This is a genomic window from Streptomyces sp. NPDC045678, assembly GCF_056432085.1.
The window spans coordinates 66,955-86,562 of record NZ_JBWKJS010000008.1 but is presented as its reverse complement, the minus strand read 5'-3'; the positions used below and the strand labels follow the sequence as shown (position 1 = coordinate 86,562).

Below are 19,608 nucleotides of genomic sequence, written 5' to 3'. Positions count from 1 at the left end.
GAACCCGGCGCTTCACGCCGGGCCCCAACATTTCCGGATGCGGCAGCCCGGGACGATCCTGCCAGCCGCCCCATGCCAGTAGGGGTAACCCCCGTGGCTAGCTCAGCACCGCCCGCAGCTGACCGAGCCCCCAGTCCAGATCCTCCTTGCTGATCACCAGCGGGGGAGCGATGCGGATCGTCGACCCATGGGTGTCCTTGACCAGCACGCCCCTCTCCATCAGTTTCTCCGAGATCTCCCGTCCCGTGCCGTACGACGGGTCGATGTCGACGCCCGCCCACAGCCCGCGTCCCCGCACCTCGGTGACCACCCCCGTGCCGGCCAACAGCGCGAGCTCGGCGTGGAGATGCTCGCCCAGCTCCGTGGCCCGCTGCTGGAACTCGCCCGTCGACAGCATGTCGACCACCTCCAGCGCCACCGCGCAGGCGAGCGGGTTGCCGCCGAACGTCGAGCCGTGCTCACCCGGCTTGAAGACGCCGAGCACATCGGTGTCGGCCACCACCGCCGACACCGGCACGACCCCGCCCCCGAGCGCCTTGCCCAGCAGATACACGTCCGGCACCACGCCCTCGTGCTCGCACGCGAACGTGCGCCCCGTCCTGCCCAGCCCCGACTGGATCTCGTCCGCGATGAACAGGACCCCGCGCTCGCGGGTCAACTCCCGCACCCCGGGCAGATAACCGGGCGGCGGCACCAGCACCCCGGCCTCGCCCTGGATCGGCTCGATCAGTACGGCGACGGTGTCCTCGGTGACCGCCGCCCGCAACGCCTCCAGATCGCCGTACGGCACGATCTCGAAGCCCGGCGTGTACGGCCCGTAGTCCGCCCGCGCCTCGTCGTCCGTGGAGAAGCTGATGACGGTCGTCGTTCTGCCGTGGAAGTTGCCGGCCGCGACCACGATCTTCGCCCGGCCGTCCGGCACTCCCTTGACCTGGTATCCCCACTTCCGCGCGGTCTTCACGGCCGTCTCGACGGCCTCCGCGCCCGTGTTCATCGGCAGCACCATCTCTTTGCCGCAGAGCTCCGCGAGGCGCGTACAGAACTCGGCGAACCGGTCGTGGTGGAACGCCCGCGAGGTCAGCGTCACCCGGTCGAGCTGCGCCTTCGCGGCATCGATCAGGCGGCGGTTGCCGTGCCCGAAGTTGAGTGCCGAGTACCCGGCGAGCATGTCGAGATAGCGGCGCCCCTCGACGTCGGTCATCCAGGCCCCGTCGGCCGAGGAGACCACGATGGGCAGCGGATGGTAGTTGTGCGCGCTGTGCGCCTCGGCCGCGGCGATGAGCCGCTCACCGGCCGAACGGCCTCCGGCTCCTGCGGCGGATGTCGACGTAGATGAGGAAGACGATGACGTGGAGGGAGCTGGCGTACTCGACACGGGGTCTCCGTTCGTCCTGCGGCTGGGGGCGGGTGTGGCGCCCAATTCCTATCGTCGCTCGCATCGCGGACGAAGAAACCTGCCGGATCGGCGTGCCAGCTAGGGTGGCCCTGACAGCACGGTGACTGGCGCACGGGGAACCGACCCCGAGGAAGCCGTGCGAGGCACGACCTTCGAGGTGCCGTCTGCCTGGGCACCCGGGGACCACGACCGGAAACTCACCGCTCGCCCCTGAGGACGCCATGACTCTCCCTTCCTCTCCGTCCCGGAACCACCCCGCCCTCGCCGCCGAGGACCCCGAACTCGCCGCGCTCGTCGACGCCGAGGAGCAGCTCCAGGCCGACACCCTGCGGCTGATCCCCAGCGAGAACTACGTATCCACCGCGGTGCTCGAAGCCTCGGGCACCGTCCTGCAGAACAAGTACAGCGAGGGCTACCCCGGCCGCCGCTACTACGAGGGCCAGCAGAACATCGACCCCGTGGAACGCCTGGCCGTCGCCCGCGCCAAGGCCGTCTTCGGCGTCGAGCACGCCAACGTCCAGCCCTACTCCGGCTCCCCGGCCAACCTCGCCGTCTACCTCGCCTTCGCCGAGCCCGGCGACACCGTGATGGGCATGGCCCTGCCGATGGGCGGCCACCTCACCCACGGCTGGGGCGTCTCGGCCACGGGCAAGTGGTTCCGCGGCGTCCAGTACGGCGTGCGTCACGACACGGGCCGCATCGACGTCGACGAGGTCCGCGACCTCGCCCTCAAGGAACGCCCCAAGCTGATCTTCTGCGGCGGCACCGCACTGCCCCGCACGATCGATTTCGCGGCCTTCGCCGAGATCGCCCGCGAGGCAGGCGCCGTCCTCGTCGCCGACATCGCACACATCGCCGGCCTGATCGCGGGCGGCGCCCACCCCTCACCGGTGCCGCACGCCGACGTGATCTCCACGACGACCCACAAGACCCTGCGCGGCCCGCGCGGCGCGATGCTCATGTCCCGCGAGGAACACGCCAAGGCCATCGACAAGGCCGTCTTCCCCGGCCTCCAGGGCGGCCCGCACAACCAGACCACCGCCGCCATCGCCGTCGCCCTCCACGAGGCGGCCCGCCCCTCCTTCCGCGACTACGCCCACGCGATCGTCGACAACGCCGGGGCCCTCGCCGACGCCCTGCTCGCACGCGGCTTCGACCTGGTCTCCGGCGGCACCGACAACCACCTGATCCTGATGGACCTCACCCCCAAGGACGTCCCAGGCAAGATCGCCGCGAAGGCCCTCGACCGGGCCGGGATCGTCGTCAACCACAACACCGTCCCGTTCGACCCGAGGAAGCCCTTCGACCCCTCGGGCATCCGCATCGGCACCCCCTCCCTCACCTCCCGCGGACTCCGCACGGAGCACATGGCGACCGTCGCCGAATGGATCGACCGCGGTGTCGCCGCGGCCCGCACCGGGGACGAGGACGCCCTGACGAAGATCAGGTCCGAGGTCGCCGACCTGATGGCCGCGCACCCCGCCCCCGGCCTGCCCACCGTCTGATCCCGCCCCACGACGCGCCGGCGGCGGGTTCCTCCGTTCCCACCCGTCACACACCTGTTTCCGAGCTATGAGAGTCACCTGAGAGAATGGGCACCATGGCCTCTGAACGACCTCGTGTGCTCTCCGGAATCCAGCCCACCGCCGGCTCGTTCCACCTCGGCAATTACCTCGGTGCGGTCCGCCAGTGGGTGGCGCTGCAGGAGTCCCACGACGCCTTCTACATGGTGGTGGACCTGCACGCGATCACGATCCCGCAGGACCCCGCCGAGCTGCGCGCCAACACCCGGCTCGCCGCCGCCCAGCTGCTCGCCGCAGGCCTCGACCCGGAGCGCTGCACGCTCTTCGTCCAGAGCCACGTCCCCGAGCACGCCCAGCTCGCCTGGGTGATGAACTGCCTCACCGGTTTCGGCGAGGCGTCCCGCATGACGCAGTTCAAGGACAAGTCCGCCAAGCAGGGCGCCGACCGCGCGTCCGTCGGCCTCTTCACGTACCCGGTCCTCCAGGTCGCGGACATCCTGCTGTACCAGGCCAACGAGGTCCCGGTCGGCGAGGACCAGCGCCAGCACATCGAGCTCACCCGTGACCTCGCGGAGCGTTTCAACGGCCGTTTCGGTGAGACGTTCACCGTGCCGTCGGCGTACATCCTCAAGGAGACGGCGAAGATCTACGACCTCCAGGACCCGTCGATCAAGATGAGCAAGTCGGCGTCCACGCCGAAGGGCCTGATCAACCTGCTCGACGAGCCCAAGACCACCGCCAAGAAGGTCAAGAGCGCCGTCACGGACACCGGCACCGAGATCCGCTACGACGTGGCGGAGAAGCCCGGCGTCAGCAACCTCCTCAGCATCTACTCCACGCTCACGGGCACCGGTATCGCCGAACTGGAGCAGAAGTACGTCGGCAAGGGCTACGGTGCGCTGAAGACCGACCTCGCCGAGGTCATGGTCGAGTTCGTGACCCCCTTCCGGGACCGCACCCAGCAGTACCTGGACGACCCGGAGACGCTCGACTCGATCCTGGCCAAGGGCGCGGAGAAGGCCCGTGCCGTCGCCGCCGAGACCCTCGCGCAGGCGTACGACAAGGTGGGCTTCCTGCCCGCCAAGCACTGAGTCACCGCACCGAGCACAACAAGAACCGCACCGCGCTGCCCGCCGGGCCGCGCCCCTGCCCATCGACACGACGACAGGAGTACGACGTGGGGACCGTAACGATCGGCGTTTCGATCGCGGTCCCGGAGCCTCACGGCAGCCTGCTCCAGGAGCGGCGTGCGGGCTTCGGGGACCCCGCGGCGCACGGCATCCCCACGCACGTGACCCTGCTGCCGCCCACCGAGGTGGACGCGTCGGCGCTGCCCGCGGTCGAGGCGCATCTCCTCTCGGTCGCGGCGGCCGGCCGGCCCTTCCCGATGCGCCTCTCCGGAACGGGCACTTTCCGTCCGCTGTCCCCTGTGGTCTACGTGCAGGTGGTGGCGGGCGGGTCGGCCTGTTCCTGGTTGCAGGAGCGGGTGCGGGACGCGTCCGGGCCGATGGCACGCGAACTGCAGTTCCCCTATCACCCGCACGTCACGGTGGCGCACGGCATCTCCGAAGAGGCCATGGACCGTGCGTACGAGGAGCTCTCGGAGTACGAGGCCGAGTGGTCCTGCACCGGCTTCGCCCTGTACGAGCAGGGTGCCGACGGCGTCTGGCGCAAGCTGCGCGACTTCGCTTTCGGCGGCACCGTGGTGCCCCCTCAGGGCTCGGCCCGCGCGGCACGGGGTACGCTGCCCGCTCGCTGACCGGGGTGCCCCGGCCGATCGTGCTGGGGGGACCATGCGCAACGCGGCGGCGGCCGTTGCCGTACTCGCTTTCCTCGCGGTCGGCTGCGGGACGCAGAAGTCCGGCGGGGACGCGGACGACGGGACCGGCAAGCCCCGCGCGGGCGGGCTCTCCTGGACGTACGAGCGCATCGACGAACACGACGGCGAGCTGATCGACGGGGCCGCGCGGGCTCCGGACGACATCTGGGCCCTGGGCAGCGACGACGTCGGCGACGGGCGGCTCGCGCGGGGGCATCTGCTGCACTTCGACGGCAAGAGGTGGGCACGCGAGCCGATGCCGCTCGACGGCGACCCGCACCTTTCGCGGCTCGATTCGCTGGGGTCGGCGGGTGTCCGCCTGAGCACCGTGGACAGGAGCGGGGCCTCGGAGAAGTGGCGGTACGCGCTCTGGGACGGCACCCGGTGGGCGCCCCTGGACGGCGCCACGACCGCGGAGGGGGCGGCGGGTGACGCCCCGCGGGGACAGCTCACGGACGTCGAGGTCATCACTCCGGAGGACGTGTGGGTGCTCCAGGGCGACGGCGGGGTGACGCACTGGGACGGCGACCGGTGGACGGTGACGCCGATGCCCGCCAAGGTCGTCGCCCTTGCCGGCTCGGCCTCCGACGACGTGTGGGCGGTCGGCTCCCGTACGACGGGTCCCGGCATCGGCGGACGGGGCCGTGAGGTCCGGCAGCCCGCCGCGATGCACTACGACGGGGAGAAGTGGACGCTGACCAGGACACCCACGTTCCGCTTCCCCGATCCGGTGCCGCCCGAGCCGTACGCGGAGTTCACCGGGATCGACGTCGCCTCGACGACGTACGTCCGTGCCCACGGAGGGCACTCCTACAAGGGGTACGACGGCGAGGAGGTACGCGAACCCGAGTCGGAGGCCGTCGAGCTGAGCTGGGACGGCACCCGCTGGAAGGACTCCGAGCCCTTTCCCGGGGCGTGCGCGTACCGGAATCCCGTGGCGCGGGACGGCGACCGGGGCTTCTTCATGAACGGCAACTGGCACCTGACCACCGATGGCACCTGTAGCAAGATCGGGAAGCGGCGGCTGCCGGCGGGACAGGGCGCGCGCCCGGAGTCCGAGCAGCAGCTGTGGCTGAAGAAGATCGTCACCGTGCCGGGTACGGACCGGGTGCTCGGCTTCGGCGCGGTCGAGGTCATGCAGAGCGGTGCCGCCCCGCACCGAGCCGTCGTCGTCTCCCTGAAGCGCTAGGGCCCGTGCCGGAAGAGCCGCCCGCGGATCGCCACGTACGGGCCGCCCGGAGCCCCTACAGAGGCAGGCGGCGGAACACCGGCCTCGGCGTGTGCCGCAGCGCCGACATGACCAGCCGCAGCACCCCCGGCACCCACACCGTCTCCGAGCGCCGCCGCAGCCCGGTCTCGATGGCCTCGGCCACCGCGTCCGGGGTGGTCGCCATGGGGGCCTCCTCCAGGCCCGCCGTCATCTTCGTGCGCACGAAGCCGGGGCGGACGACCATCACGTGCACCCCCGTGCCGTGCAGCGCGTCGCCGAGGCCCTGCGCGAACGCGTCGAGTCCGGCCTTGCTCGAGCCGTAGATGAAGTTCGAGCGGCGCGCCCGCTCGCCCGCCACCGAGGAGAGCACCACCAGGGAGCCGTGCCCCTGGGACTGCAGGGCCCGCGCGCAGACCAGGCCGGCCGAGACCGCGCCCGTGTAGTTGGTCTGGGCGACGCGCACCGCCGCGAGGGGCTCGTCCTCGTCGCGCGCCTGATCGCCGAGGACGCCGAAGGAGAGGAGCACCATGTCGATGTCGCCCTCGGTGAAGATCTTGCCGAGGGACTCCTCGTGGGACTCGGGGTCGAGCGCGTCGAACGCGACGGTCTTCACGTCCGCGCCCTTGTCGCGCAGGTCGGCTGCGGCCTTCTCCAGGGCGGGCGACGGGCGTCCGGCGAGCCACACGGTACGGGTGCGGCGGGCGACGAGGCGCCGCGCGGTGGCGAGGCCGATCTCCGAGGTGCCGCCGAGGACGAGCAGGGACTGAGGGGTGCCGAAGGCGTCTTTCATGTGTACCGGGCTCCTAGAGTGCGAGGCGGCGGGAGAGGTCCGAGCGGAAGACGCCGCGCGGGTCGAGCTCGGCCCGCAGGGCGCGGAAGTCGTCGAGCCGCGGATACATCGCGGCGAGCATCTCGGGCCGCAGACGCGAGTCCTTGGCGAGGTAGACACGGCCGTCGGCGGCGGCCACCTCCTCGTCGAGCTCGTCGAGGAAGCCGCCGAGCCCGGGGAGGTTCGCCGGGATGTCGAGCGCGAGGGTCCAGCCCGGCATGGGGAAGGAGAGCCAGCCCGGATCGCCCTCTCCGAAGCGCTTCAGTACGGCGAGGAAGGACGGGCAGCCGCGCTCCGAGATGCGCTGCACGATGCGGCGCAGGGCGTCCTCCTTGCCGTACCCGACGACGAATTGGTACTGCACGAAGCCGCCGCGGCCGTAGATGCGGTTCCAGTGGGGGACCCCGTCCAGCGGGTGGAAGAAGGTGGAGATCTTCTGCAGCTCGCCGGTGCGGTAGCGGGGCGCCTTGCGGTACCAGAGCTCGTTGAAGAGGCCCACCGACGCCTTGCCGAGCAGGCCCTCCGGGAGGAAGGAGGGGGCGGCGGGCAACTGTCCGGGACGGAACGCGAGGGGGGCTCTGCGCGCGCGTGCCCGCTCCGGAAGCGCGTCCAGAGGGGCGTGGTCGCCGCGGGTCAGGACCGAGCGGCCCATGGCCGCACCGCGCGCGAGGAGGTCGATCCAGGCGACCGAGTAGCGGTAACGGTGGTCGGTCGCGGTGAGGCGGGCCATCAGGTCGTCGAGGTCCGTCGCCCGTTCCGTGTCGACCGCCATCAAGGAGGTCTCCACGGGGAGGAGTCGCACGGTCGCCGAGAGGATGACGCCGGTCAGGCCCATGCCTCCGGCCGTCGCGTCGAACAGGGCGTCGCCCGGCTCGACCGTACGCACCGTGCCGTCGGCGGTCAGTACGTCCATCGCGAGGACGTGACGGGAGAAGGACCCCGAGACGTGGTGGTTCTTGCCGTGGATGTCGGCGCCGATGGCCCCGCCGACCGTCACGTAACGGGTCCCGGGCGTCACCGGCACGAACCAGCCGAGCGGGAGCAGGACTTCCATCAGGTGGTGCAGCGAGACGCCCGCGTCGCAGACGACGGTGGCCGCGGGGGCACCGGTCTCCGAGGTGCGCGTGGTGTCGATGACGCGGATCCGGTCGAGGCCCGTCATGTCGAAGACGGCGCCGCCCGCGTTCTGCGCCGCGTCTCCGTAGGCACGCCCGAGACCGCGGGCGATGCCTCCGCGCTCCCCGCACTCGCGCACGGCGGCCGCGGCCTCCTCCTGCGTCCGGGGTCTCACCAGCCAGGCGGTCGTCGGTGCGGTGCGGCCCCAGCCCGAGACGGACACGGCGGGCGACGTCGGGGCCGAGGCGCGGGTACGGGAATCGGCGGGGGAGTCGGCAGGCATGCCTGTGACCGTATCGCCCATACATGGACGTTTCACTCAAACTCGTCCCGGCTTTCACCGAAATGGGTGATTAAGCGAGTGTCATCCAAGATTGACGTAATTATTGGGATGTTGCCTAGAAGAGTCGAGATGCCCGGCTGTGAACGTCTTCGAAATAGAGGCGACATGCACGACATGGACCACCGGTTGCTGGCGGCCCTGCGCGACTGCGGCAGCGACGCGCGCGTGGCGGCCGCCGCCCGCGCCCTGTCCCGCACCGGCGAGCACGGCGCACTCTGGATCGTCGCCGGCCTGGCGGGCGCCGCCGTCGACCGGGAGCGCCGCGGCGCCTGGCTGCGCGGCACGGCCCTCACCGCCGCCGCCCACCTGGCCAGCATGGGCGTCAAGCGCGTCGTGCGCCGCCCGCGCCCCGCCGCCCCGGGCGGCATCGAACCCCTCGTACGCACCGCGGGCCGGCACTCCTTCCCCAGCTCGCACGCCACCTCCGCCGCCGCGGCCGTCGTCGCCTACGGCGCGCTGCGTCCCGTCGGAGCCCACCTTCTGCCGCCGCTGGCCGCCGCGATGTGCGTCTCCCGGATGGTCGTCGGCGTCCACTACCCCTCGGACGTGGCCGCGGGCGCGGCGCTGGGCGCGCTCACCGCGCGCGCGGGCGCGGCCTGGATGAACGGAGGCCGCACCGATGCCTGAACCCGTCTCCACGGTCCTCGAACGGCCGGGGCCGCCCCGGGCACCGCGCCAGGGCGCCGTCGGCCTGCCGCTCGGCCTCCTGAAGACCGCACGCCCCCGCCAGTGGGTGAAGAACGTCCTCGTCGTCGCCGCCCCCGCGGCCGCGGGCGAGCTCTTCTCGCGGCACGCCGTCGCGCAAGTCGCGATCGTCTTCGTGCTGTTCACCGCCGCCGCCTCCGCCGTCTACCTGATCAACGACGCACGCGACGCCGACGCCGACCGCGCGCACCCCACCAAGTGCCGCAGACCGGTCGCCTGCGGACAGGTCCCGGTGCCCGTCGCCTACGCCGTGGGAGGGCTCCTCGCCGTCCTCGCGCCGACGGCCGCCACGATCCTGTGCACGCCCCTCACCGCGGCGCTCCTGGCCGCGTACGTCGGCATGCAACTCGCCTACTGCATCAGCCTCAAGCACGTCCTCGTCGTCGACCTCACCATCGTCACGACCGGCTTCCTGATGCGCGCCATGATCGGCGGGCTCGCGCTCGACATCCCGCTGTCGCGCTGGTTCCTGATCACCACGGGCTTCTGCGCGCTCTTCATGGTCTCCGCCAAGCGCTACTCCGAAGCCGTCCAGATGTCCGCGAGCTCCGAGAAACTGGGCGCCACGCGCGCGTTGCTCACCGAGTACACCACCGGCTACCTGCGCTTCGTGTGGCAACTGGCCGCGGGCGTCGCCGTCCTCGCGTACTGCCTGTGGGCGATGGAGGAGGGCGGCACCGCCGACGGCGGCTCACTGCCCTGGCGCCAGCTGTCCATGGCCGCGTTCATCCTCGCCATCCTGCGCTACGCCGTCTTCGCCGACCGGGGCACCGCCGGAGAGCCCGAGGACGTCGTCCTGCGGGACAGGGCGCTCGCCGTGATCGGTGTGGTGTGGCTCGCCATGTACGGGCTGGCGGTCGCGGACTGGTGAAGGTGACCTCCCCGCGCGCACGGCTGCGCGCGCTCGGACCCGAACTGCTCGGCTTCGCCGCCGCCGGGATCTGCGCGTACGCCGCCGACCTCGGTCTCTTCATCTGGCTGCGCGGACCCGTCGGCCTGGATCCGCTCACCGCCAAATCCCTCTCCTTCGTGGCGGGCTGCTCCGTGGCGTACGCCGGCAACGCCCTCGGCACCTACCGCGGGAAGGCCGCGGAGATCCCGCGGCTGCGCCAGTACGCGGTGTTCTTCGCCGTCAACATCGCGGGCGCCCTCGTCCAGCTCCTGTGCATCGCCGTGTCCCACTACGGACTCGGTTTCACCTCACAGCGCGCGGACACCGTCTCAGGCGCCGGTATCGGTATGGCACTCGCCACAGTTCTGCGCTTCTGGGGTACCCGGACCTTGGTCTTCCGCACCACGGGCAGGACAACAGGCAGGACAGCAGGCACGGAGGCGTCATGGACTGGCTGAAGAAACTTCCCGGCATCGGGCCGCTCGTCGCGAAGGGCATGCGCACGCACGCGTGGCAGTCCTACGAACGGCTCGACGAGGTGCACTGGACGCGCCTCGCGGCCGCCATGACGTTCATCAGTTTCCTGGCGCTCTTCCCGCTGCTCACCGTCGCGGCCGCGATCGCCGCGGCGACGCTCTCGAAGAAGCAGCAGGCCACGCTGGAGGGCAAGATCTCCGAGCAGGTCCCCGGCATCTCCGACCAGCTGAACCTGGACGCCCTGGTCGAGAACGCGGGCACCGTGGGCCTCGTCGCGGGCGCCCTGCTGCTGTTCACCGGCATCGGCTGGGTCGGCTCGATGCGGGAGTGCCTGCGGGCCGTCTGGGAGCTGCCGGACGAGGAGGAGAACCCCGTCCTGCGCAAGGTCAAGGACGCGGGTGTGCTCTTCGGACTCGGTGGCGCGGGGCTCGCGTCGTTCGCCGCGTCCGCGCTCGCGTCGACGGCCGTCGGCCGGACCGCCGACCTGTTCGGGATCGACGAGCAGGGGTGGGGCGCGGTGCTGCTTCAGGTCGTCGCGTTCGCCATCGCCGTCCTCGCGGACTTCCTGCTGCTGCTCTACGTCCTGACGCTGCTGCCCGGCGTACAGCCGGACCGGCGCCGGCTGATCACCGCCGCGCTGATCGGCGCGGCCGGGTTCGAGCTGCTCAAGCTGCTGCTCGGCGGCTACATGAAGGGCGTCGCCGCGAAGAACATGTACGGCGCCTTCGGAGTGCCCGTCGCACTCCTCCTGTGGATCAACTTCACGGCGAAGCTGCTGCTGTTCTGCGCGGCGTGGACGGCGACGCACAGCGCGGCGCGTACGGAGGCGGAAGAGGCGGGAGGCGAAGCGGGCGGAGACGGCGAAGAGGCGGTCTCCGAAGAGACCGCCTCCCCGACCACGTCCTCCGAAGAGACCGCCTCCGCAACCACACCCTCCGAAGAGGCCCCTTCCGGAGCGACCGTCTACGAAGACGGGCGTCGACGTCAGTCCTGAGACGACCGTCGGCCCGCCTGGCCCGGCAGCGGCAGCCGGCGCCGGATCACGTAGGCGCCGCCCGCGAGCACCACGAGCACGCCGCCCGTGATCGCGAGCGCGGTGCCCATGCCGCTGCCTCCGCCGTCGGAGGAGTGCGCCGCCGTCTCCGTGTCCGTGCCCGCGCCGCCGCTGCCCGGGGCACCCTTGCCCGCGCCACCCGTGGCAGCACCCTTCGGAGCGACCAACTGGCCCACGGGGTCGACCTTGCCCGCGGCCTCGAAGCCCCAGTCGAAGAGGCTGGCGGTCTCCTTGTAGACCGCGTGGGCCTCGCCGGATGAGGGGTTCATGACGGTGACGAGGAGGACCTTGCCGTTGCGCTCGGCAACACCGGTGAAGGTGTTCCCCGCGTTCGAGGTGTAGCCGTTCTTGACGCCCGCGATGCCCTTGTACGCGCTGATGCCGGGCGCGCCGGTGAGCAGCTTGTTGGTGTTCTGGATCCCGAAGGACCCGCGCTTCGTCTTGCCCTTGTCCTTGCCCTTCTTGATCTTCTTCGTCTCGCCGGGGAACTGGGCCGTGGCCGTCGAGCAGTACTCGCGGAAGTCCTTCTTCTGCAGCCCCGAGCGGGCGAACAGCGACAGGTCGTACGCGGAGGAGACCTGCCCCTTGGCGTCGTAGCCGTCCGGGGAGACCACGTGCGTGTCGAGGGCCTGCAACTCCTCGGCGTGCCTCTGCATGTCCTTGACGGTCTTCGGAACACCCTCGTTCATGGCGGACAGGACGTGCACCGCGTCGTTGCCGGACCGCAGGAAGACGCCCAACCACAGGTCGTGGACGCTGTACGTCTCGTTCTCCTTGATGCCGACCATGCTGCTGCCCGCGCCGATGCCCGCCAGGTCGTCGAGCGTGACCTTGTGCTCCTGCGACTTGGGGAACTTCGGCAGGACCGTGTCGGCGAAGAGCATCTTGAGGGTGCTCGCCGGAGGCAGCCGCCAGTGCGCGTTGTGGGAGGCCATGACCTCACCCGTCTCGGCGTCCGAAACGATCCAGGAACGCCCCGTCAGCTCCTTCGGCAGCACCGGAGCGCCCGGCTTGAGCTTCACCTGGGTGCCCGCCTCGCCGAGTCGCGCACCGCCGACGGTGGACATCTTGGAGGGCGGCTTGGGTTGGCCGTCGTCGTCTCCGGGCTTTCCGTCCGCGAGCGCGGGCGCTGCGGTCGACATGGTCAGCAATGCGGCGGAAGCGACCAACATGGCGGTCTTTTTTACGGCAGGCACGGACGAGAACGTACAGGGCGCGGCTGTGCGCGTCGCTGCCGAGGTCGGTTGTGTCCCCTCGTCCCCACCCCGGCGGCGGTGCGGCAGGGAGACTCGCGATACTGAACGCATGAAGCTCAGCCGCCCTGTCTCCTGGTTCCTGCTCGCCTTCGGGGTGTGGAGCTGGTTCATCTGGATCACTTTCGTCAAGAACCTGTGGAAGGACGGCAGCGGGCTCGCCTTCGACGACGCGGACAACCCGACCGGGTACTTCTGGGTGCACCTGACGCTTGCCGTTGTCTCCTTTGTCTTGGGGACGGTGGTAGGCACCATCGGGTTCCGCGGAGTCCGTGCTCTGCGCAGAACGTCATAACCGTGGTTGCCCTTGTGGTCCTCGTGGGCCTGGCCGTCCTGGCGGCCTTCGCGGCCCTCCACCGGTACGCGTGGCGCCGCCTCGTCCGGGACACCACGGCCGGACCCGGGTTCGCCCGCCGCGCCGGGACCGTGGTCTTCGTCGCGGCGCCGCTGACGATGTTCGCGGCGCTGGTGGCCGAGCGGACCGGGGCGCCGTTCCTGCTCCAGCAGGTGCTTGCCTGGCCGGGCTTCCTGTGGATGGCCCTGTCGCTCTACCTGCTGCTCGCGCTGATCGTGGGGGAGCTCGCGCGTCCCCTGCTGCGGCGGTGGGTGGAACGGGAGGAGACGGTTCCGGAGGCCGTCGCGGAATCCGTAAGCGCAGGTGTGGCGGAGTCCGCCGCGCCGGACCCCGCCGAGGCTGCCCCCGAGGGCGAAAAGGCTGCCCCCGCGCCTGCCCTCGCGTCGGCCCCCGCGCCCGCGTCAGGCTCCGCGGCGGCCCCCGAGAAGGCGGTCACTTCCCCCTCCCGCCGTCTCTTCGTCTCCCGCATCGTCGGCGGCACCGCCGCGGCCGTCGCCGCCGGAACCGTGGGCTACGGAACGTACGGCGTACTGCGCGGCCCCAAGGTGAAGCGCGTGACCGTGCCGCTGGCGAAACTGCCGCGCGCGGCCCACGGGTTCAGGATCGCGGTGGTCAGCGACATCCACCTCGGGCCCATCCTCGGCCGCGGCTTCACACAGCGCGTGGTCGACACCGTCAACGCCACGCAGCCCGACCTGATCGCCGTGGTGGGCGACCTGGTCGACGGCAGCGTCGAACATCTCGCCCCGGCCGCGGCGCCGTTGGCCGGAATGCGGGCCAGGCACGGCGCGTACTTCGTCACCGGCAACCACGAGTACTTCTCCGGCGCGGACCAGTGGGTCGACCACGTGCGCGAACTCGGTCTGCACCCGCTGCGCAACGCCCGCACCGAGCTCCCCGGGTTCGACTTGGCGGGCGTCGACGACGTGGCGGGCGAGGACGAGGGCAAGGGCCCCGACTTCGCGAAGGCGCTCGGCGACCGGGACCGCTCGCGGGCCTCCGTGCTCCTCGCGCACCAGCCGGTCGTCATCCACGACGCGGTGGAACACGGCGTGGACCTGCAACTGTCCGGCCATACGCACGGCGGCCAGCTCTGGCCGGGCAGCCTCGTCGCCGACCTGGCCAACCCGACGCTCGCGGGCCTGGAACGGTACGGCGACACCCAGCTCTACGTCACCCGCGGCGCGGGCGCGTGGGGCCCGCCGGTGCGCGTCGGGGCGCCCTCGGACATCACGGTCGTGGAACTGGCGTCACGCCGGGCCTGACCGGACCCGGCATCGGCCCGCCCCGACCCGGCGCCGACCCCCTTCAAGTGGTCCAGAACTGGCCAGATGTGCGTGGGACGGGGGTGCCGCAGTGACACGCGGGGTGGCGCCGCGCAGCATTGACACATCAGACGGGGTACGGGGAGGCAGGGAAAGCAGGGGTCATGGGGTGGGGGTACAGGGGACGTGCTGAGACGTGATGCCTTCAGATTGCCGCCGCACCCGGCGTCGGTGCCGCTCGCCCGAACACGGGTGTACGACCATCTGTCGGCCTGGGGACACACCGCGGACGACGGGGCGCTCGACGACACCGTGCTCCTCGTGTCGGAACTCGCGACCAACGCGATCGTCCACGGGTTCGTGGACGAGGGGGAGTTCGAGGTCGCGGTCACGGTGCTCGCCGACGGCGCCTGCTTCATAGAGGTGTCCGACGAGAGCCCCGCGGAGCCGGAGATCCGCAAGCCCGGCGCCTGGGAGGACGAACACGGCCGCGGCATGCGCCTCCTCGACGCGACGGCGGAGGCGTGGGGGGTCTGGCGGCGCGGGGGCTGCGGGAAGACGGTGTGGGCGCTGGTGCGGGGGTGAGGCCGGGTCCCGGAACGGGCCTCCTAGGCGGCGCTTCCGGGCGGGGCCGGCGTGGGTGCCTGGGTGGGGGCGGAGGCAGGAGCGGGTACCGGGGTGGGTTCGGGTGCGGGTGCCGGGGCGGTTTCGGGGGTGGGGAGCGTGAAGCGGCGGACGCCGGGGACCGCCGCCGTTCCCGCGCACGCCGCGCCCACGACCGCGGCCGCGATCCACAGGGGCGGGCCGGCGCCCCAGGCGCTCGCCGCGAGCGGTGCGAGGACGTAGCCGAGGGGCATCGCGGCCATCGAGAGCAGCCAGTCGTACGAGGTGACGCGGGCCAGGACCGAGGACGGTATCGCCGCCTGCACCGAGGTCTCCCAGACGGGGCTGAGGAATCCGAGTCCCGCCTGCGCGAGGCCGTAGGCGGTGATGACGGCGGGCGCGGGTGCCCCGGCGGCGAGCAGGGCGAGCGGCAGGGCGTACGTCGCCAGGCCCAGGTTGGCCGTCAGGACCGGACGCCGCGGCCGGGCCCGCCCGGCGAGCAGCGAGCCGAGCAGCAGCCCGACGGCGCCCGCCTGGAGGATCCAGATCCATACGCCCTCGCCGCCCAACTCGTCCACGGCCAGGGCGGGTCCGAGGGTCATGAGGACCGCGGCGGCGCCGTTCCACGCGGCGTGCGCGATCAGACTCGTCCAGTACCAGTCCCGGCTCCGCACCTCCCGCCACCCTTCGACCAGGTCCTTGCGCAGGGACGGGGGCTGTTCGACGGGTTCGGGTGTGGGTGCGGTTGCGGATTCGGACGGGTCGGAACCACTGCCGTGTGCGTACGACAGGCGTACGGCCGAGAGCAGGCAGGCGCTGGTCGCGAACGAGGCGGCGTCGAGCACGAACGCCCAGCCCGGGCCCGCGGTGGCGATCAGGAGGCCGGCGAGGGCGGGGCCGCCCAGGACCGTACTGCTCCGAAGGACGCCGAACAGGGCGTTGGCGCCGTGCCGGTCCTGAGGCGCGACCGTGCCGGTGATCAGCCGCGGCAACGTCGGCATGGCGAAGGCGGACGCGGCGCCGCCGACGGCCTCGGCGACGGCGATGTGCCACAACTGCGGCGAGGCGCCCAGCAGTTCGACGCCCACGAAGAGCTGGGTCCCGCAGCGCACCAGGTCCGTGACGAGCGCGACGGTACGCGGGTTGAAGCGGTCCGCGACCACTCCGCCGAGCGGCAGCAGGAGCAGGCGCGGCCCCATCGCGCAGCCGAGGACGAGAGCCAGCGCGGAGCTGGAGCCGGTGGCGCGGAGCACGGCCAGGGCGAGGGCCGCGGGAATCACCGCGTCGCCGACGAGGGAGAGGGCGCGGCCGGCGAGGAGGAGCCGGAAGGGCCGGTTGCGCAGCAGAGGGTACGACGACAGTCGTGGGAGCGGCATGCCGGGACAGTATTTCGCTACCGAACTATTCGTCAACGAAATATCGGAGACCGAAAGGCCGCAGTAGAGTCCTGGCATGGCGGATGACGCGGTGGACGACATGATGGGCGACACGGCGGGCGACACGGCGGTTGGGGCGGCCGACGGAACTCCCAGGGACGCTCCCAGGGACGCTCCCAGGGACTGGACGGACGGTCACGTCGAACGCTGGCTGCCCGTCCTGCCCACGCTCGACCCGGATATCGAGGGCGCGGTCACCCGCATGAAGAAGCTCACCGTCCATCTGCGCCGCGTCCGGGAGCAGTCCCTCGCCGACTTCGACCTGGAGCGCCACGAGTTCGAGACCCTGCACAAGCTCGCGGGCCGGGGCGGCGCGGCCGGCCCCTCGGAGCTCGCCGCGGACCTGGACCTCGCCCCCGCCTCCATCACCGGCCGCCTCGACGGCCTGGAGCGCCGGGGCCTTGTCCGCCGGACGCCGTCGAAGAAGGACCGGCGCCGCGTCGACGTCGAGCTGACGGAGCCGGGCACGGCGGCGTGGGAGGGCGCGATGGCGATCCTGGGCCGCGAGGAGGAGCGCCTCCTCCGCGTTCTCCCCGCGGAGGAGCGGCGGCAACTCTCCGACATGCTGCGCCGGATCATGGCGGTGGCGGAGGAGGGCGGGGGAGCGGGGTGGCGGTGACGTCAGCCGGTCCGCGCCAGCTCCGGCCGCTTCAGGTAGTCCGTGAAGCCGACGACGTTCCCCCACGCGTCGGTGATCTCCACGGTCCAGCCGGTGGCCACGGAGAACGGTTCGGTCAGGAGGGGGATGCCCGCCGCCGCCAGGGCCTGGCCCTTCGCGCGGGCGTCGGGGACCTCCAGCCAGATGCGGGGGGAGGGCCACGGCGGCGTACGCGGCACGATGCCGTCCTCCACGCGCAGGAGCAGGCCCGGCGTCTCCTTGCCGACCTTCAGGATGGCGAGCCCGAGTTCGTCGACGCGGGTGGCGACCGGGAAGCCGGCCCGCTCGTAGAAGCCGACGGCCTCGCCGAGGTCGCCGACGGGGAACAGGACGTTGTCGAAGCCGAGCAGTCCGACCGACTGGTTGTCTGACATTCCGTCAGGGTAGGACGGGGACCGTCGCACGGGCGCAGGCGCGCATGAAGCGCACCGCGCGCGCACGATTCTTCGGCCGTACGGCCCCCATGCCTCGTCTGCTCGACGCGTATCCGCGTACCCGCACCTAGCGGTTGATGGACTGGATCTCCTGGACGTCGACGTCCTGGGTGCCCTCGAACGTACCGTCGGGCAGGTCGCCGCCGGCACCTCCGTTGCCCTTCCAGGTGATCTCCCACGTGATGGAAGCCTTCATCCGGAACGGGTTGCCGCCCGTCGCCCGCAGGTACTTGATGCCGCACGGCGGGTCCTCCTTCGCGGAGCCCTTCCTGTACGGCGTACCGATGCTGCCGTCGTCGTCGACCGCGCACTCGCCGTCCGCCGGGAACGTCTCGGCGTCCGACGTGCCGGGGTCCAGGTGGAGGCTGACGGGCTTGGCGGTGGTCTCGGCCCACAGGCCCGTCCCCGGCAGCTCGGCGCGGACCTTCACCGGCTCGAACTTCCCCTTGTCCAGCCAGACCCAGGTGGGCAGGTTCACGGTCGACCCGCCCGTCGGCTTCGTCTCGACCTTGGTGTCGGGGACCTTGATCCGGTCGTACGCGTAGGAGGCGAGCACCTTGGGCGTCGGGGCGTTGGCGATCTTGGGGACGGTCCCCGCGTCCTGCCAGAAGAGGTTCTTCTCGCACTCGTACGCTTCCGGGTCGTCCTCCATGTCCGGATTGACGACGCCGCGCCAGAACTTGCCGTCCTTGCCGAGGTTGAAGTTCTTGTACCCCTTGTCGCCGTCGGACTGGGTCTTGCCCTTTTCGTAGTGGTCGATCATCAGGTCCCGGCCCCAGCTGAGGGTGGGGGTCACCGGGACCAGGTCGTTGTTCGGCTCCTTCTTGAGCCGGTCGACCGCTTCCTTGACCTGCTCGGACGTGGCCACGGGTTCGTACCAGCAGACGGGCGGCCGCCAGTTCGGGTCCACCGGCACGACGGGTTTGGCCGCCCCGCCCTTGCCGCCGCTGACCTGGGAGACCTGGATGTTGCTTGTCCCGGTGGCGGCCATGAGGGTGTTGCCCTTGGCGCCGCCGGAGGGGCCGGGGGCATGCTGATCGCCCTTGCCTCCGATGGCGTACGCCGTGGAGGAGAGGCCGACGGAGAGGGCCGTGACGAGGAGGAGCGCGCAGGCGGTGTGCTGGGCTCGCATCACTTGCACCCGCCCGGAACGGTGTCGAGGGAGACGGTCTGCCACACGCCCTGCGACGACTTGGTGAGCCTGGCCCGGTACTGCAGGACCGAATCGGGGCTGTCGGGGGTGCGGGTGACCTTGTCGGTCTTTCGGTTCTTCGTGGACGACTTGCGCTCGTCGACGCAGTAGAAGAGCACGCCCGCCCCGTTGTCCGTGACGTGAACCTTGGGGTTGTAGGCCTTGATCTCGCCGGTCAGGCTGTCATCGGTCGCGGCGAAGCTTTTGATCCACTTGCGGGCGGTGTCCAGGGAACTGCCCGAGTCGTAGAAGGCGACCGCCTTGGAGTTCGGGTCGGCCTCGATGATCGCCGCGTACTTCGCCCGCAGTTCTTCCCGGCCGTCGTCCAGGATGCTCTGGAGTTTCGGATCGCTGTCCGTCCAGCTCTGGAAGTTCGCCTTGAACTCCGACGGAAGCTTGATCTTCGGACGTTCGACGCCGTCGGGCTTCTTGGAGGGTTCCTTGGAAGCCGACGTTCCGCCTCCGTCGTCCGCCCCGGCGATCTTGTCGGAGGAACCGCCCTCACCCCCTCCCGAACCGCACGCGGTCAACAGCAGGGCGGCGGACGCGGTCAGTGCGGCCGTCATGAGGCGAAGGGGATGGCGGGTCACTCTGAACTCCTCGGGCGGTGGGGGAAAAGTGGGGGGAAAGGTGGGGGGTGGGGGCTACTGGTAGGTGGAAAGGAAGGTTCGGACTTCGTCGATGGTCGTCCGCCATTCGGAGATCTCGTTTCCGTCCTCGTCGACCGTGCCGCGCGGCTCCACCGAGAGCCACGGCTCCGCCGGCCGGAACTCCTCGGCGAGTTCGTCGAGGAAGATGACCGAGTTCTGCACGTACACGTCCGTGCCGCGCCGGTAGAGCGGCCAGCCGAAGACGAAGTTCGCGGTCGCCGGCTCCGAGACCGACGTGACCAGGCACGAGTCGACCTCGTCCCGGGGGGGGGGGGGGGGGGGGGGGGGGGTGGGGAGGGGGTGGGGGGGGGGGGGGGGAGGGGGGGGGGTGGGGCAAGGGAGAGGGGGGTGACGGCGGGGAGTATGCGGAGAGGGTCTCCGGCAAGCCGTTCGTCGAG

21 protein-coding genes and 1 riboswitch are annotated in these 19,608 nt (G+C 71.3%); of the genes, 12 read left to right on the top strand and 9 right to left on the bottom strand.

The window, feature by feature from the left end:
• Positions 1–97: 97 nt before the first annotated feature.
• Positions 98–1,279 (bottom strand): ornithine--oxo-acid transaminase, encoded by a 1,182-nt coding sequence (gene rocD / locus AC07DO_RS26965; RefSeq protein ID WP_479063644.1) that lies wholly within the window; start codon positions 1,277–1,279, stop codon positions 98–100.
• Between the two features lie 207 nt (positions 1,280–1,486).
• A riboswitch (ZMP/ZTP riboswitch) is annotated at positions 1,487–1,577 on the top strand.
• Positions 1,578–1,617: 40 nt separating this feature from the next.
• Between rocD and AC07DO_RS26960 the strand changes: the two genes are divergently transcribed.
• From AC07DO_RS26960 to AC07DO_RS26945, 4 genes are all read left to right on the top strand, one after another.
• Positions 1,618–2,901, top strand: coding sequence for a serine hydroxymethyltransferase (locus tag AC07DO_RS26960; protein ID WP_479063338.1), 1,284 nt, complete (start codon positions 1,618–1,620; stop codon positions 2,899–2,901).
• Positions 2,902–2,996: 95 nt separating this feature from the next.
• Entirely contained in the window at positions 2,997–4,010 is a 1,014-nt protein-coding gene (gene trpS, locus AC07DO_RS26955; protein ID WP_479063337.1) for a tryptophan--tRNA ligase, read from the top strand.
• 86 nt (positions 4,011–4,096) lie between these two features.
• Positions 4,097–4,678 carry a 2'-5' RNA ligase family protein gene (locus tag AC07DO_RS26950; protein WP_479063336.1) on the top strand — a complete coding sequence of 194 codons (582 nt, stop codon included), beginning with the start codon at positions 4,097–4,099 and terminating at the stop codon, positions 4,676–4,678.
• 34 nt (positions 4,679–4,712) lie between these two features.
• Positions 4,713–5,927 carry a hypothetical protein gene (locus AC07DO_RS26945; RefSeq protein WP_479063335.1) on the top strand — a complete coding sequence of 405 codons (1,215 nt, stop codon included), beginning with the start codon at positions 4,713–4,715 and terminating at the stop codon, positions 5,925–5,927.
• A gap of 55 nt (positions 5,928–5,982) precedes the next feature.
• Here AC07DO_RS26945 and AC07DO_RS26940 read toward each other — a convergent pair whose 3' ends face one another.
• Both AC07DO_RS26940 and AC07DO_RS26935 read right to left on the bottom strand, forming a co-directional pair.
• Complete coding sequence (locus AC07DO_RS26940) at positions 5,983–6,738, bottom strand: decaprenylphospho-beta-D-erythro-pentofuranosid-2-ulose 2-reductase (RefSeq protein WP_479063334.1); 756 nt, start codon at positions 6,736–6,738, stop codon at positions 5,983–5,985.
• A 13-nt stretch (positions 6,739–6,751) separates the two neighbouring features.
• Positions 6,752–8,176: an FAD-binding protein gene (locus tag AC07DO_RS26935; protein ID WP_479063333.1), complete on the bottom strand. Its 1,425-nt coding sequence runs from the start codon at positions 8,174–8,176 to the stop codon at positions 6,752–6,754.
• A gap of 165 nt (positions 8,177–8,341) precedes the next feature.
• On the opposite strand from AC07DO_RS26935, the gene AC07DO_RS26930 reads away from it, so the two are divergent.
• The 4 genes from AC07DO_RS26930 to AC07DO_RS26915 are packed head-to-tail and all read left to right on the top strand — an operon-like array spanning position 8,342 to position 11,304.
• A complete protein-coding gene (locus AC07DO_RS26930; RefSeq protein ID WP_479063332.1) occupies positions 8,342–8,863 on the top strand; it encodes a phosphatase PAP2 family protein in 522 nt (173 codons plus the stop codon).
• Positions 8,856–9,812 (top strand): decaprenyl-phosphate phosphoribosyltransferase, encoded by a 957-nt coding sequence (locus AC07DO_RS26925; RefSeq protein ID WP_479063331.1) that lies wholly within the window; start codon positions 8,856–8,858, stop codon positions 9,810–9,812. The genes AC07DO_RS26930 and AC07DO_RS26925 overlap by 8 nt, the downstream gene beginning before the upstream one ends.
• Positions 9,813–9,814: 2 nt before the next feature.
• Positions 9,815–10,291, top strand: a complete 477-nt coding sequence (locus AC07DO_RS26920) for a GtrA family protein (protein ID WP_479063330.1) — start codon at positions 9,815–9,817, stop codon at positions 10,289–10,291.
• The gene (locus AC07DO_RS26915; protein WP_479063329.1) at positions 10,279–11,304 is read left to right on the top strand and encodes a YihY/virulence factor BrkB family protein; all 1,026 of its coding nucleotides are present in this window, start codon (positions 10,279–10,281) and stop codon (positions 11,302–11,304) included. The genes AC07DO_RS26920 and AC07DO_RS26915 overlap by 13 nt, the downstream gene beginning before the upstream one ends.
• On the opposite strand, the gene AC07DO_RS26910 is transcribed toward AC07DO_RS26915, so the two are convergent.
• Complete coding sequence (locus AC07DO_RS26910; protein ID WP_479063328.1) at positions 11,295–12,560, bottom strand: D-alanyl-D-alanine carboxypeptidase family protein; 1,266 nt, start codon at positions 12,558–12,560, stop codon at positions 11,295–11,297. The genes AC07DO_RS26915 and AC07DO_RS26910 overlap by 10 nt on opposite strands.
• 109 nt (positions 12,561–12,669) lie before the next feature.
• Here AC07DO_RS26910 and AC07DO_RS26905 point away from each other — a divergent pair, with 109 nt between their 5' ends.
• The 3 genes from AC07DO_RS26905 (at position 12,670) to AC07DO_RS26895 (ending at position 14,822) form a co-directional block, all read left to right on the top strand.
• Entirely contained in the window at positions 12,670–12,912 is a 243-nt protein-coding gene (locus AC07DO_RS26905) for an SCO4848 family membrane protein (RefSeq protein WP_055566125.1), read from the top strand.
• A gap of 2 nt (positions 12,913–12,914) precedes the next feature.
• Entirely contained in the window at positions 12,915–14,237 is a 1,323-nt protein-coding gene (locus AC07DO_RS26900; RefSeq protein WP_479063327.1) for a metallophosphoesterase, read from the top strand.
• A gap of 186 nt (positions 14,238–14,423) precedes the next feature.
• Entirely contained in the window at positions 14,424–14,822 is a 399-nt protein-coding gene (locus AC07DO_RS26895) for an ATP-binding protein (protein WP_479063326.1), read from the top strand.
• A gap of 23 nt (positions 14,823–14,845) precedes the next feature.
• On the opposite strand, the gene AC07DO_RS26890 is transcribed toward AC07DO_RS26895, so the two are convergent.
• Complete coding sequence (locus AC07DO_RS26890) at positions 14,846–16,216, bottom strand: MFS transporter (RefSeq protein WP_479063325.1); 1,371 nt, start codon at positions 16,214–16,216, stop codon at positions 14,846–14,848.
• A gap of 76 nt (positions 16,217–16,292) precedes the next feature.
• Here AC07DO_RS26890 and AC07DO_RS26885 point away from each other — a divergent pair, with 76 nt between their 5' ends.
• Positions 16,293–16,895 (top strand): MarR family winged helix-turn-helix transcriptional regulator, encoded by a 603-nt coding sequence (locus AC07DO_RS26885; protein ID WP_479063324.1) that lies wholly within the window; start codon positions 16,293–16,295, stop codon positions 16,893–16,895.
• A 2-nt stretch (positions 16,896–16,897) separates the two neighbouring features.
• Here the strand turns inward: AC07DO_RS26885 and AC07DO_RS26880 are convergent, their stop codons facing one another.
• From AC07DO_RS26880 to AC07DO_RS26865, 4 genes are all read right to left on the bottom strand, one after another.
• Positions 16,898–17,308 (bottom strand): VOC family protein, encoded by a 411-nt coding sequence (locus tag AC07DO_RS26880; RefSeq protein WP_479063323.1) that lies wholly within the window; start codon positions 17,306–17,308, stop codon positions 16,898–16,900.
• Between the two features lie 127 nt (positions 17,309–17,435).
• Positions 17,436–18,500, bottom strand: a complete 1,065-nt coding sequence (locus tag AC07DO_RS26875; RefSeq protein ID WP_479063322.1) for a hypothetical protein — start codon at positions 18,498–18,500, stop codon at positions 17,436–17,438.
• The gene (locus AC07DO_RS26870; RefSeq protein WP_479063321.1) at positions 18,500–19,126 is read right to left on the bottom strand and encodes a hypothetical protein; all 627 of its coding nucleotides are present in this window, start codon (positions 19,124–19,126) and stop codon (positions 18,500–18,502) included. The genes AC07DO_RS26875 and AC07DO_RS26870 overlap by 1 nt, the downstream gene beginning before the upstream one ends.
• Before the next feature lie 78 nt (positions 19,127–19,204).
• Positions 19,205–19,453, bottom strand: coding sequence for a hypothetical protein (locus tag AC07DO_RS26865; RefSeq protein ID WP_479063643.1), 249 nt, complete (start codon positions 19,451–19,453; stop codon positions 19,205–19,207).
• Positions 19,454–19,608 lie beyond the last annotated feature (155 nt).

Bases quoted from the DNA above. Each gene is read 5' to 3' on its own strand.
- AC07DO_RS26960 (WP_479063338.1), top strand. From the start codon at position 1,618: ATGACTCTCCCTTCCTCTCCGTCCCGGAACCACCCCGCCCTCGCCGCC.
- trpS (WP_479063337.1), top strand. From the start codon at position 2,997: ATGGCCTCTGAACGACCTCGTGTGCTCTCCGGAATCCAGCCCACCGCC.
- AC07DO_RS26945 (WP_479063335.1), top strand. From the start codon at position 4,713: ATGCGCAACGCGGCGGCGGCCGTTGCCGTACTCGCTTTCCTCGCGGTC.
- AC07DO_RS26940 (WP_479063334.1), bottom strand. From the start codon at position 6,738: ATGAAAGACGCCTTCGGCACCCCTCAGTCCCTGCTCGTCCTCGGCGGC.
- AC07DO_RS26935 (WP_479063333.1), bottom strand. From the start codon at position 8,176: ATGCCTGCCGACTCCCCCGCCGATTCCCGTACCCGCGCCTCGGCCCCG.
- AC07DO_RS26930 (WP_479063332.1), top strand. From the start codon at position 8,342: ATGCACGACATGGACCACCGGTTGCTGGCGGCCCTGCGCGACTGCGGC.
- AC07DO_RS26925 (WP_479063331.1), top strand. From the start codon at position 8,856: ATGCCTGAACCCGTCTCCACGGTCCTCGAACGGCCGGGGCCGCCCCGG.
- AC07DO_RS26915 (WP_479063329.1), top strand. From the start codon at position 10,279: ATGGACTGGCTGAAGAAACTTCCCGGCATCGGGCCGCTCGTCGCGAAG.
- AC07DO_RS26905 (WP_055566125.1), top strand. From the start codon at position 12,670: ATGAAGCTCAGCCGCCCTGTCTCCTGGTTCCTGCTCGCCTTCGGGGTG.
- AC07DO_RS26890 (WP_479063325.1), bottom strand. From the start codon at position 16,216: ATGCCGCTCCCACGACTGTCGTCGTACCCTCTGCTGCGCAACCGGCCC.
- AC07DO_RS26885 (WP_479063324.1), top strand. From the start codon at position 16,293: ATGGCGGATGACGCGGTGGACGACATGATGGGCGACACGGCGGGCGAC.
- AC07DO_RS26880 (WP_479063323.1), bottom strand. From the start codon at position 17,308: ATGTCAGACAACCAGTCGGTCGGACTGCTCGGCTTCGACAACGTCCTG.
- AC07DO_RS26875 (WP_479063322.1), bottom strand. From the start codon at position 18,500: ATGCGAGCCCAGCACACCGCCTGCGCGCTCCTCCTCGTCACGGCCCTC.
- AC07DO_RS26870 (WP_479063321.1), bottom strand. From the start codon at position 19,126: ATGACGGCCGCACTGACCGCGTCCGCCGCCCTGCTGTTGACCGCGTGC.